8 protein-coding genes are annotated in these 13,089 nt (G+C 67.3%); 5 read left to right on the top strand and 3 right to left on the bottom strand.

Features of this window, described 5'->3' with window-relative positions; all coding sequences use genetic code 11:
• On the bottom strand, window positions 1-1,107 hold a 1,107-nt coding region (locus tag V6M48_RS01065; RefSeq protein WP_332810666.1), incomplete at its 3' end, for a malic enzyme-like NAD(P)-binding protein.
• Between the two features lie 124 nt (window positions 1,108-1,231).
• Here V6M48_RS01065 and mutS point away from each other — a divergent pair.
• Together mutS and V6M48_RS01055 are read left to right on the top strand one after the other, a co-directional pair.
• Complete coding sequence (gene mutS, locus V6M48_RS01060) at window positions 1,232-3,886, top strand: DNA mismatch repair protein MutS (protein ID WP_332810665.1); 2,655 nt, start codon at window positions 1,232-1,234, stop codon at window positions 3,884-3,886.
• A gap of 9 nt (window positions 3,887-3,895) precedes the next feature.
• Complete coding sequence (locus tag V6M48_RS01055; protein ID WP_332810664.1) at window positions 3,896-6,658, top strand: [protein-PII] uridylyltransferase; 2,763 nt, start codon at window positions 3,896-3,898, stop codon at window positions 6,656-6,658.
• A 166-nt stretch (window positions 6,659-6,824) separates the two neighbouring features.
• On the opposite strand, the gene infC is transcribed toward V6M48_RS01055, so the two are convergent.
• The gene (gene infC, locus V6M48_RS01050; protein WP_332810663.1) at window positions 6,825-7,328 is read right to left on the bottom strand and encodes a translation initiation factor IF-3; all 504 of its coding nucleotides are present in this window, start codon (window positions 7,326-7,328) and stop codon (window positions 6,825-6,827) included.
• A gap of 170 nt (window positions 7,329-7,498) precedes the next feature.
• Window positions 7,499-9,478 (bottom strand): threonine--tRNA ligase, encoded by a 1,980-nt coding sequence (gene thrS, locus V6M48_RS01045; protein WP_332810662.1) that lies wholly within the window; start codon window positions 9,476-9,478, stop codon window positions 7,499-7,501.
• 150 nt (window positions 9,479-9,628) lie between these two features.
• On the opposite strand from thrS, the gene V6M48_RS01040 reads away from it, so the two are divergent.
• From V6M48_RS01040 to V6M48_RS01030, 3 genes are all read left to right on the top strand, one after another.
• On the top strand, window positions 9,629-10,729 hold the full coding sequence (locus V6M48_RS01040; RefSeq protein ID WP_332810661.1) for a YjgN family protein: 1,101 nt from the start codon (window positions 9,629-9,631) through the stop codon (window positions 10,727-10,729).
• 3 nt (window positions 10,730-10,732) lie between these two features.
• On the top strand, window positions 10,733-11,785 hold the full coding sequence (locus V6M48_RS01035) for a M48 family metallopeptidase (RefSeq protein WP_332810660.1): 1,053 nt from the start codon (window positions 10,733-10,735) through the stop codon (window positions 11,783-11,785).
• A 136-nt stretch (window positions 11,786-11,921) separates the two neighbouring features.
• A partial coding sequence (locus tag V6M48_RS01030; RefSeq protein WP_332810659.1) for a dicarboxylate/amino acid:cation symporter occupies window positions 11,922-13,089 on the top strand: 1,168 nt, incomplete at its 3' end.

Here is a 13,089-nt window from a genome sequence, read left to right as displayed (position 1 = left end):
CGCCGCCACTTCCTCGGGCACCTGCTGGCGCGCCAGCGCGGCGAGCGCTTCGGCCGCGGCGATCTTCATCGCATCATTGATCGTCGTCGCGCGGACGTCGAGCGCGCCGCGGAAGATGAACGGAAAGCCGAGGACGTTGTTGACCTGGTTGGGATAGTCGGAGCGGCCGGTGGCGATGATCGCGTCCGGCCGCACGGCCTTGGCGACCGGCGGCAATATCTCGGGATCGGGATTGGCCATCGCGAAGATGATCGGCTTGGGCGCCATCTTCTCGATCATCTCGGGCTTGAGCGCGCCCGCCGCCGAAAGGCCGAGGAAGATGTCGGCACCCTCCAGCGCCTCGTGCAAGGTGCGGTGCTCGGTCCGCACCGCATGCGCCGACTTCCATTGGTCCATCCCCTTCTCACGGCCCTGGTAGATGACGCCGGTGCGGTCGCACATGATGACATGATCGGACGGGACCCCCATCGCCTTGATCAGCTCGGTGCAGGCGATCGCCGCCGCGCCGGCGCCGTTCACGACGACCCGGACGTCGCCGAGGCTGCGGCCGGTGAGGAAGCAGGCGTTGATCAGCCCGGCCGCGGTGATGATCGCGGTACCGTGCTGATCGTCGTGGAAGACCGGGATGTTCATCCGCTCGCGCAAGGTCTGCTCGATGATGAAGCAATCCGGCGCGGCAATGTCCTCGAGGTTGATCCCGCCGAAGCTCGGCTCGAGCAGGGCGACCGCGTCGATGAACGCCTTGGCGTCCTCGGTCGCGAGCTCGAGGTCGATCGCATCGACGTCGGCGAAGCGCTTGAACAGCACCGCTTTGCCTTCCATCACCGGCTTGGCCGCGAGCGCGCCGAGATTGCCGAGCCCGAGGATCGCGGTGCCGTTCGAGATCACCGCGACGAGATTGCCCTTGGCGGTATAATCATAAGCGGCCGAAGGATCGGCGGCGATGGCGCGGACCGGCGCCGCGACTCCGGGCGAATAAGCGAGGCTGAGGTCGCGCTGGGTCGCCATCGGCTTGGAGGCGACGATCTCGATCTTGCCCGGCCTGCCCTGCGCGTGGAACAGCAAGGCTTCCTTGTCCGAGAATGTGACGTCGCTGCCTTCGCTCATCTTTCAGTCTCCCGCAGCGCGGCTGTAGTCCGCACGCTTGCGACGCCGCAAGTTGCTTCGCGAGCGACCTGCGTGATCCGACAAGCCGGTTTCGAAATGACGCGCGACGCACTATCGCTGGTCCATGGCGACCAGAAGCAGGGTGGAGAGCGCAAGCGACGGCGCGGCGGAAGCCGCGACACCGATGATGGCGCAATATCTCGCGCTCAAGGCCGAGGCGCCCGATTGCCTGCTCTTCTACCGGATGGGCGACTTCTTCGAATTGTTCTTCGACGACGCCAAGGCGGCGGCCGCCTGCCTCGACATCGCGCTCACCGCGCGCGGCACGCATGCCGGCCAGCCGATCGCGATGTGCGGCGTCCCGGTCCATGCCGCCGAAGCCTATCTCGCGCGGCTGATCAAGGCCGGCCACCGGGTCGCGGTCGCCGAGCAGGTCGAAAGCCCAGCCGAAGCAAGGAAGCGCGGCGGCTCGAAGGCGCTCGTCGGGCGCGCGATCATCCGGGTGGTGACCGCCGGCACCTTGACCGAGGAGGCGTTGCTCGATTCGCGCGCCGCCAACTGGCTGGTCGCGGTCGCACGGGTCGGCGCCGGCGCCGAGGCGCGGCTCGGGATCGCCGCCGCGGACGTCTCGACCGGCCGTTTCGAGCTCTGCTCGATCGTCCCTTCCGCGCTCGACGCCGAGCTCGCGCGGCTCGACGCCGCCGAGATCGTCGCGCCCGAGCCGCTGTCCGGCTTCACGGTCCAGGCGCGCCAGGCGGGGTTCGACAGCGTTTCGGCCGAGCGCCGCCTCAAAGAGCGCTTCGCGGTCGCAACGCTCGACGGCTTCGGCAGCTTCGACCGCGCCGCTTTGGCCGCCGCGGGCGGGCTGCTCGCCTATCTCGACGAGGTCGCGCGCGACTCATTGCCGTTCCTGAGGCCGCCGGTGCTGCGCGCGGCGGGCGATCACATGATGATCGACGCCGCGACTCGCGAGAGCCTCGAGCTGACCGCCGCCGCCGGCGGCGCCCGCGCCGGCAGCCTGCTCGCGGCGGTGGATCGAACCGTCACCGGCGCCGGCGCGCGCCTGCTCGCCGCCGATCTCGGCGCGCCGTTGCTCGACCAGGGCGCGATCGAGGCGCGGCTCGACCTCGTCGGCCTGTTCGAGCGCGACGCCGGCACGCGCGAGCGCGTGCGCCGCCAGCTCAAGGCGTTGCCGGACATCGGCCGCGCGATCGGCCGGCTGGTCGCCGGGCGCGGCAGCCCGCGCGACCTTGGCCAGCTGCGCGACGGCCTCACCGAGGCGCAAGCGTTGCGCGACCGTCTCGCGGCGCTTCCCGACCAGCCGGCGTTGCTCGCCGAGCTCCTCCCCGCCTTCGCCGGGCATGGCGCATTGGTCGATCTTCTCGCGCGCGCGCTGGTGCCGTCGCCGCCGATCGACCGTGCGCAGGGCGGCTATATCGCCGAGGGCTATGATGCCGCGCTCGACGAGCTGCGTGCCGTCGGGGGCGACGGCCGCCGCGCGATCGCCGCGCTCGAAGCCCGCTATCGCGAGCAGACCGGCGTCGCCGCGTTGAAGATCAGGCACAATGCCGTGCTCGGCTATCATATCGAGGTGCCGGCCAAGCATGCCGATCGCCTGTTCTCGGCGGAGGCGGGCTTCACCCACCGCCAGACGCTTGCCGGGGTGGTGCGCTTCAACGCGCCGGATCTCCACGAGCAGGCGCTGCGCGTCGGCCAGGCCGGCGCGCATGCGCTTGCCGCCGAGGCCGAGCATTTCGAGCAATTGCTCGCCGCGGCGCTCGCCCGCGCCGATGCGATCGCCGTGGCGGCCGACGCGCTCGCCCGGCTCGACGTCGCCGCCGCGCTCGCCGAGCGTGCTGCCGAAGGCGGCTGGAGCCGGCCGCATTTCGCCGCTCACAATTGCTTCGAGGTCGAGGGCGGCCGCCATCCGGTGGTCGAGGAGGCGCTGCGCCGGAGCGGTAGCCGCTTCGTCGCCAACGATTGCGGCCTGTCGGAAGAGTCGCGGCTGTGGCTGGTGACCGGTCCGAACATGGGCGGCAAGTCGACCTTCCTGCGCCAGAATGCGCTGATCGCGGTGCTCGCGCAGGCCGGATCCTATGTGCCGGCGGCGAGCGCCCGGCTCGGGCTGGTCGACCGGCTGTTCAGCCGCGTCGGCGCGTCGGACAATCTCGCGCGCGGCCGTTCGACCTTCATGGTCGAAATGGTCGAGACGGCGGCGATCCTCGCCCAGGCGAGTGAGCGCAGCCTGGTGATCCTCGACGAGGTCGGCCGCGGCACCTCGACCTATGACGGTCTTGCGATCGCCTGGGCGGTGGTCGAGGCGATCCATGACCGCAACCGCTGCCGCTGCCTGTTCGCGACCCATTATCACGAGCTGACCCGGCTCGCCGAGCGGCTCGACGCGCTCTCGCTCCACCATGTCCGCGCGCGCGAGTGGAAGGGCGAATTGGTCTTCCTCCACGAAGTGGCGCGCGGGCCCGCCGACCGCAGCTACGGGCTCGCGGTCGCCAAGCTCGCCGGGCTGCCGCCGCCGGTGCTGGCGCGAGCGCGCGCGGTGCTCGCCAAGCTCGAGATCGGCCGCGCCGCGACCGGCGGCATCGCGGCCGGGCTCGACGATCTGCCATTGTTCGCCGCCGCTGCGCAGGAGGCGCCCGCAAGCGCGGCCGATCCGCTGCAGGAGCTGCTCGACGAGGTCGATGCCGATTCGCTCAGCCCGCGCGAGGCGCTCGAGCTGGTTTATCGGCTCAAACGGGTGGCGGCGGAGCGCGGCGATCCCTAAGTTCGCCTGATGGCCAGTGTCATCCCCCAGCAACGCGCGATCATCGACCGCCGCGAGATCGCCGACCGGCTCGCGCAGCTCGAAGGAGTCGACGGCGAGCTGAGGCAGGCCGCGACGCGCGTGCTCAAGCAGGCTTTGGTCGACGGGCGCGCCGAGATCGCGCGGCGGCTCGAGGAGAAACCCTATCAGGGTACCGAGACGGCCTCCTCCTACGCCTTCCTCGCCGATCAATTGCTGCGGCTGGTCTATGACTTCACCGTCAGCCGGCTCTATCCGCTGAGCAACCCGACCGCGTCCGAACGCCTGCTGCTGCTCGGGGTCGGCGGCTACGGCCGCGGCGAGATGGCGCTTCATTCGGACATCGACATTGCCTTCGTGACGCCATGGAAGCCGACCGCCTGGACCGAGCAGGTGATCGAATCGACGCTCTATCTGCTGTGGGATCTCGGCCTCAAGGTCGGCCATGCCACGCGCTCGGTCGACGACATGATCCGGATCGCGATCGCCGACCATACGGTGCGCACCGCGATCCTAGAATCGCGCTTCATCTGGGGCGACGAGGGCATCTTCGAGGAAGTGCGGACGCGCTTCTGGAACGAGGTGGTCGGCGGCAAGGCCGCCGCTTATGTCGGCGAGAAGCTCACCGAGCGTGACGAGCGCCACCGGCGTCTCGGCGACAGCCGCTATGTCGTCGAGCCCAACGTCAAGGAGGGCAAGGGCGGGCTCCGCGACCTGCACACATTGTTCTGGATCGGCAAATATGCCTATCGGCTGCAGTCGGTGGAGGAGTTGGTCGACGTCGGGCTGTTCTCGGCCGAGGAGCTTCACCAGTTCCGCAAGGCCGAACGCTTCTTCTGGGCGGTGCGCTGCCATCTCCACATGATCGCCGGCCGCGCGGAGGACCGCCTGACGTTCAACTTCCAGCCCGAGATCGCCGAGCGGATGCGCTACGCCGACCGTCCCGGGAAATCGGCGGTCGAGCGCTTCATGCAGCATTATTTCCTGCACGCGAAGATGGTCGGCGACTTGACCGGGGTGTTCCTCGCCCATCTCGACGAGAAGTTCGCCAAGCGCGGGCGGCGGATGGGGCTGCCGGCGCTGCGGCGGCGGCCGCGCAAGCTCGACGGTTTCGTGCTCGATCGCGGCCGGCTCGCGCTGCCGAGCGACGGTTTCTTCGTCGAGGATCCGGTCCGGCTGCTCCAAATCTTCGCGCTCGCCGACCAATATGATCTCGAGATCCACCCGATGGCGATGCGCGCGGCCGGCCGCGACGCCAAGCAGATCGACGCGCGCGTGCGCAACGACCCGCGCGCCAACGCCTTGTTCCTCGATGTCCTGACCTCGCCCCGCGATCCCGAAACGGTGCTGCGTTGGATGAACGAGGCCGGCGTTTTCGGCCGCTTCGTTCCCGACTTCGGCAGGGTCGTCGCGCAGATGCAGTTCGACATGTACCATCATTATACCGTCGACGAGCATTCGATCCGTGCGATCGGGCTGCTCGCCCGGATCGAGAAAGGGGAGCTCAAGCAGGACCACCCGCTCTCGACCCTGATCTTCAAGCGCATCGCCTCGCGCCGCGTGCTCTATGTCGCGGTGCTGCTCCACGACATCGCCAAGGGCCGCGGCGGCGATCACAGCCAGCTCGGCGAGGAGGTCGCCTACCGCCTCTGCCCGCGCTTCGGCTTCTCGCAGGCAGAGACCGAGACCGTGGCCTGGCTGGTGCGCTGGCATCTCTTGATGTCGGCGACCGCGTTCAAGCGCGACCTTTCGGATCCCAAGACGATCTCCGACTTCGCCGCGCAAGTGGCGAGCCTCGAGCGCCTCCATCTGCTGCTGTTGCTGACCGTCGTCGACATACGCGCGGTCGGGCCAGGCGTCTGGAACAGCTGGAAACGTCAGTTGCTCAGCGACTTGTTCGATGCGACCGAGGAATTGCTTCGGCTCGGGCACAAGCAGAAGGGACGGCAGGAAAGGGTCGATGCGACCCGCGCGCAGCTTGCGGCGCGGCTGCGCTGGAAGGCCGAGGATTTCGCGCGCTTCACCGCGCGGCTGCCCGATTCCTACTGGCTGGCGGAACCGATCGAGGTGCTCGAGCGCAACGCCCGCTTCATCGCCGAGGTCGAAGGCGACAGCGGCGATACCGGGCGGCAGCAGGCCGGTCGTCTGCAAATCGGCGTGCAGGCCGAGCGCGGTGCCACCTTGCTGACCATCTACGCCGAGGATCAGCCGGGGCTCTTCTATCGTGTCGCCGGGGCGATCAGCCTTGCCGGCGGCAACATCATCGATGCCCGGATCCACACCACCAGCGACCGCATGGCGCTCGACAATTTCCTGATCCAGGATGCGGCCGGAACGCCGCTCGGCGACCGTCATCAGCTCAAGCGGCTCGAGGAGCGAGTCGCGGCGGCGCTGGCGGGCGAGGAGCCGGCGATCGAGCGGCTCGAAGCGAAGGCGCTGCCGCTCACCCGCGCCGAGGCCTTTCCGATCCAGCCGGCGGTGTTCATCGATAATATGGCGTCAAGCCGCTACACCGTCGTCGAGGTCAACGCCCGCGACCGCGCGGCCCTGCTCAGCAGCCTCGCCCAGGCGGTCTATCGATCGCGCGCCAACATCCGCTCGGCGCATATCGCCACCTACGGCGAGCGCGCGGTGGACGTTTTCTACGTCACCAGCTTCGACGGCGAGAAGATCGAGCATCCCTCCCGCCTCAAGACCCTCCAGGCCCGCCTGCTCAAGGCTGCGGGCGGGCAGGAAGTGCGGCTGGCGGCGTAGGAGCTTCCTTAAGAAAAAGCCCCTCCGCCGCTTCGCGGTCCCCCTCCCCCGGAAAACCGGGGGAGGAATGTTCCTCCCCGCGATTTCGAGGGGAGGGGGACCATGCGCAGCATGGTGGAGGGGCTTCTTTGATGTTGGCGGAGGGTCGTTTGGGAAAGGCCCGCGCTTATTTCGGCGCGAGCACCATCAGCATCTGGCGGCCTTCCATGCGCGGATGCTGCTCGATCTTGGCGGCTTCGACGACGTCCTCCTGGACCCTCTGGAGCAGCCGCATGCCAAGCTCGCCATGGGCCAGCTCGCGGCCGCGGAAGCGCAACGTCACCTTGACCTTGTCGCCCTCGCCGAGGAATTTCTGGATCGACTTCATCTTCACGTCATAATCGTGGTCGTCGATGTTGGGACGCATCTTGATCTCCTTGATCTCCTGCGTCCGTTGCGACTTGCGCGCCGCATTGGCCTTTTTCTGGGCCTCATATTTATATTTGCCGACATCGAGGAACTTGGCGACGGGCGGGTCCGCGTTCGGCGAGACTTCGACTAGGTCGAGGCCGACCGCATTCGCTTGCTCCATCGCCTCCTGGGTCAGCATGACCCCAAGGTTTTCGCCATTCTCATCGATCACGCGCACCTTGGGTGAAACGATGAATTCGTTGAAGCGAGGGCCGTTCATTGGCGGCGCCTGCGGGCGCCGAACGAGAGGGGGACGTATAGCTGTTTCTCCTAAACCTATGAGTCTCCTGACGTAGTGAGTCGCGACGTCAAAGAAAAGACATAGCGGCCCCTAAGCCGAAATTGTGATCAACCTGTTGCTATTCTCCCCTCCGCCGAAGGGAGCGGTCGTCAGCGCAGATCGGGCGGCGTCGCCTCTGTCTTGAGGCGGGCGACCAGTTCGCCGAGCCCGAGCACCTCCTGGCGGGCGTCGGTGCCGAGCGGGCGCAGCGCGACGGTGCGCTCCTCCGCCTCGCGCTTACCGAGCACCAGCAGATTTGGAACCTTGGCGATGCTGTGCTCGCGCACCTTGTAGTTGATCTTCTCGTTGCGAAGATCGGCTTCGGCGCGGATGCCGGCCGCCTTCAGCACCTCGAGCACCTCGCGCGCATAATCGTCAGCGTCCGAGACGATCGTCGCGACCACCGCCTGGGTCGGCGCCAGCCACAGCGGCAGCTTGCCGGCGTAATTTTCGAGCAGGATCGCGATGAAGCGCTCCATCGAGCCGACGATGGCGCGGTGGAGCATCGCCGGCCGGTGCTTGCCGCCGTCCTCGCCGACATAAGCGATGTCGAAGCGCTCGGGCAGGACGAAGTCGAGCTGGAGCGTGCCGCATTGCCAGCTCCGGCCGATCGCGTCGCGCAGGTGAAATTCGATTTTCGGGCCGTAGAAGGCGCCTTCGCCCGGCGCCCATTCGAACTCGAGGCCGACTTCGTTGAGCGCGGTCTCGAGCCCTTTCTCGGCGCGATCCCATATTTCGTCGGAGCCGGCGCGCACCTCCGGCCGGGTGGCGAGCCGGACGAACCAATCGGTGAAACCGAGATCGTCGTAGACCTTTCGCAACAAGGTGATGAACTCGACCGATTCGCCGAGCACCTGGTCGTCGCGGCAGAAGATGTGGGCGTCGTCCTGGACGAACTGGCGCACGCGCATCAGCCCGTGCAGCGCGCCGTGCGGCTCGTTGCGGTGGCAATTGCCGAACTCCGCCATGCGCACCGGCAGGTCGCGGTAGCTCTTGATGCCCTGGTCGAAGATCTGGATGTGGGCAGGGCAGTTCATCGGCTTCAACGCCATGTAGATCGGGTCGCCGGAGATCAGGGGCTGGCCCGGCTCGGTCGAGGGACGCTCGTCGGGGATGACGAACATATTCTCGCGGAACTTCTCCCAATGGCCCGAGGTCACCCAGAACTTGTTGTGGTAGACCATCGGCGTGCGCACTTCATCGTACCCCGCCGCGTCGAGCCGTCGCCGCATATATTGCTCGAGCGCCTGGTAGAGCGTCCAACCGGGCGCATGCCAGAAGATCGAGCCGGCGGCTTCCTCCTGGAAATGGAACAGGTCCATCTCGCGGCCGAGCTTGCGATGATCGCGCTTGGCCGCTTCTTCGAGCCGCACCAGATGCGCCTCGAGCTGCTTCTTGTTGAGCCAGCCGGTGCCGGTGATGCGCGACAGCATCGCGTTGCGCTGGTCGCCGCGCCAATAGGCGCCCGAGACGCGGGTCAGCTTGAACGCTTGCGGATCGAGCTTGCCGGTCGAGGGCAGGTGCGGGCCGCGGCACAGGTCGAGCCAGTCGCCGGCGCGGTAGACGGTGAGCTCCTCATTGTCGGGAAGCTCGGCCGCCCATTCCGCCTTGAAGCTCTCGCCCTGCGCGTTGAAATGCGAGATCAGCTGGTCGCGGGTCCAGGCCTCGCGCACCAGGGGCTCGTCGCGGGCGATGATCCGCCGCATTTCCTCTTCGATCGCCGGCAGATCCTCTTCGGTGAATGGCCGCTCCTTGGGCGCGAAGTCGTAGTAGAAGCCGTCCTCGGTCGCCGGTCCGAACGTGATCTGGGTGCCGGGGAAGAGGTTCTGCACCGCTTCGGCGAGGACGTGCGCGTAATCGTGGCGCGCGAGCTCGAGCGCGTCGGCCTCGTCGCGCGCGGTGATCAGCGCCAGCTCGGAATCGCCTTCGAACGGCCGGTTGAGGTCGCGGACCTCGCCGTTGACTCTGGCGGCGAGCGCGGCCTTGGCGAGGCCGGGGCCGATCGCCGCGGCGACGTCGGCAGGGGTCGAGCCGGCTTCGACCTCGCGCGAGGAGCCGTCGGGCAATCTGATCTTGAGCATCTCGGACATCGCGCAACGCCATAGCGACCGGGGCGCGGGCGACAAGGGGGGCGAGTGTCGCGGGCGCCGCGTGATCCGGCAGCATCCGCAGGTTCGCAGGGCTTGCCAGACCCACTGACCTAAGTCAGTCTTCCGAGCGGGGAAAAGGGGGAGGGACAAATGAACGACACGGGAGAAAAGTATCCGGTGCCGCGCGACGAGGCGGGGTTCCGGTTCACGGGCAGCTGGACCGAATTTCTTCCGATCGCGCTGACCAATCTGCTGCTGACGATTGTCACGCTCGGGATCTACCGTTTCTGGGCAAAGGCGCGCGAGCGGCGTTACCTCTGGAACCGGACGTTCTTCGTCGATGACAGCTTCGAATGGACCGGCACCGGGCTCGAGATGCTGATCGGCTTCCTGATCGTCATGCTGGTGCTTCTGCCGGCATTCCTGTTTTTCAACTTCGGCGCCCAGGCGCTGCTGCTGCGCGGCCAATGGATCAGCGCGGCGGTGCTTTCCTTCGCTTTCTATCTGGGCATTTTCTACCTGATCAACGTCGCCCGCTTCCGGGCCATTCGCTATCGCCTCAGCCGGAGCTACTGGCACGGGATCCGCGGCGGCAGCGACGACGGGGGATGGAGCTACGGCTGGTCCGCGACGCTGAAGATGGGCGCCGCTTTGCTTGCTCTCGGGCTGCTCGTGCCGTGGGCGATGACCCGGTTGTGGAACGAGCGCTGGGGCAAGATGAGCTTCGGTCCTTACCGCTTCGAGGCGGATGCTTCCTCGTCGGGGCTGCTTGGCCGCTGGCTGCTCATCTATCTCTCGCCGATCGTCGCGCTCATCGCGGCCACCGTGCTCGGCTTCAGCGGCGCGGTGATGGGCAGCGCCGCCGGCGGCTCCGAGCGGGTCGCGGCGGGCGCGGTGGTAGGGATCATCATCGGCGTCATGTTCTTCTACCTCGCCTTCCTGCTGCTCAGCCTGAGCTTCTACGCCGCCTTCTTCCGGCATGTCGCAGCAGCGACCTCGATCGGTCCCTTGCGCTTCGAATTCAGCGCCCGCACGAGAAACTGGCTCGGCCTCATCCTCGGCAACATCGGCCTGGTGATCGTCACCCTCGGTCTGGGGTTGATCTTCCTTTCCTACCGCAATTGGAAGTTCATCGTCGAACATCTCCATGTCGTCGGCGATGTCGATCTTGCCGAGCTGACGCAGTCGACGACCCATGCTCCGGGTGAAGCGGAGGGCCTGGCGGACGCGTTCGACATCGGCGCGATCTGATTGGTGGCTGCCGGCTGGTTCTACGATGGCGAAACCGCAACCCGCCGCGCAGCCGATGTCGGCGTCGATGGCGATCGGCTGATCATTGCCGCCGAGGGCGCGGCGGACCTGACAATCCCCGCCTCGGACCTCGTGCACGTCGAAAGCCGCCCCGACGCCGAACTCTACGGCCACCGCACGATCGAAGGCTGGCGGCTCGGCCTCGCCACGCCCGTGGCGGCGCAGCTCGCGGCGCTCCTGCCGCCGCGGCGCGTCTATGGCCGTTGGATCGACCGCATCGGCCTTGGCCCGGCGCTGGTCGGCGGCCTTGCGCTGTCCGCGCTGGTGCTGCTGTTCGGCCAGCATTTCCCGGCCTGGATCGCGCCGCACGTGCCCAAGAGCTTGGAACGTCGGCTCGGCAACGCGCTGGTCGGCGACTTCGGCCGGAAATATTGCGCCGGTGCGGACGGGCAGCGGGCGCTGGACAAGCTCGGCGCTCGGCTCGGCGCCCGGCCCGGCGAGTTGCGCATCCGCGTCGTCGACGTTCCGATCGTCAATGCCGCCGCTCTGCCCGGCGGCAACATCATGATCTTTCGCGAGCTGATCACCCAGGCGCACGGCCCCGACGAAGTGGCAGGCGTGCTCGCCCATGAAATCGCCCATGTCGAGAATCGCGATGTGACCCAGACGATGATCAGGCAGTTCGGCCTCAGCCTGATCATCGCCAGCGTCGGCGGCACCACCGGGGGCAACGTCGAGATGCTGATGTCGGCGCGTTACGGCCGGACGGCGGAGGCGCGGGCGGACGCGGATGCGATCGAGGCGCTGCGCCGCGCCAATATCTCGCCGCTCGCCACCGCGCATTGGTTCGAACGCATGGCGAAGACCGAGCGCAACTATCGGCTCGTGACGCAATCGCTCGCCTATCTGTCTTCGCATCCGCTTTCGGAAAGCAGGCGATGGAAGTTCGAGCAGGCTGCGGCGGCGGGCGGGCCCTACAGCGCTGCGCTCGATGCCGAAGAGTGGCGTGCGCTGGTCGGCATTTGCGGAAAGCCCTCGCCGGGGCGGCCGAGCTGAAGAGGGGCGAGATAAAGGCAGCAGCGATAAAAAGTGGCCGCGTCGCAGCCAATGGCCGCAAGGATCCGTCGAGGCGCTTGACCAGCGCCGCGCAATCGCCTTTCGCTGCCCACTTGTCCCGGCAAGGAGAGCGATCTTGGCCAAGCGCCTGACCTATTTCATCCTGCTCGCGCTCGTGCTCGGGATCGTCACCGGCTGGGCGATCAACGCGGGCATCAGCGACGGCAGCGCCGCGAGCGACGCGCGGCTGGCCGAGATCGCCGGCTATTTCTCGATCGTCACCACCTTGTTCCTGCGGTTGATCAAGATGATCATCGCCCCTCTGGTGTTTTCGACTTTGGTGGTCGGCATCGCCCATATGGGCGACACCTCGACCCTGGGGCGGGTGGGGCTGCGCGCGGTCGGCTGGTTCATCGGCGCAAGCCTGGTCTCGCTGAGCCTGGGCCTGATCCTTGTCAATCTGCTCCAGCCGGGCGCCGGGCTCAATTTCCCCGTTCCGGACGCCACAGCGGCGAGCGGCGTGACGCGCGAGGCGTTCAACCTCAAGGATTTCGTCACCCACCTCGTCCCCGCCTCGATGATCGAGGCGATGGCCGATAACGAGATCCTCCAGATCGTCGTCTTCTCATTGTTCGTCGGGGTCGCGATCACCGCGGTCCGCGACAAGGCCGCACCCTTGGTCCGCGCGCTCGAGGGCCTGGTCGCGGTGATGCTGCAGATCACCGATTATGTGATGCGGCTCGCGCCGCTCGCCGTGTTCGCCGCGGTGGCGGGAACGGTCGCCGAGCGCGGCCCGACGATCCTCAGCACGTTCGGCTATTTCATGGGCAGCTTCTATCTCGGGCTCGCGATCCTGTGGATGCTGCTGCTCGGCGCTGCCTTCCTGATCGTGGGCTCGAGGATCAGGCTGCTGATCCGCTACATCCGCGAGCCGGTGCTGCTCGCATTCTCGACCGCCTCTTCCGAAGCCGCCTACCCGCGCACCCTGGAGGCGCTCGACCGCTTCGGCGTGCCGCCGCGCATCGCCAGCTTCGTGCTTCCGCTCGGCTATTCGTTCAATCTCGACGGCTCGATGATGTACATGACCTTCGCGACGATCTTCATCGCGCAGGCCTATGGCATCGACCTCAGCCTCGGCCAGGAAATCACGATGCTGCTGGTGCTGATGATCACCTCCAAGGGGATCGCCGGCGTGCCGCGCGCGAGCCTGGTCATCATCGCCGCGACATTGGCCTTCTTCGACATTCCGGAGGCGGGGCTGCTGCTGATCCTCGCGGTGGACCACTTCCTCGACATGGGCCGCT

This window comes from Sphingomonas sp., assembly GCF_036677245.1.
Classification (GTDB): Bacteria; Pseudomonadota; Alphaproteobacteria; order Sphingomonadales; family Sphingomonadaceae; genus Allosphingosinicella.
The sequence above is the reverse complement of the archived record's forward strand: the minus strand, read 5'-3'. Positions and strand labels throughout refer to the sequence as shown.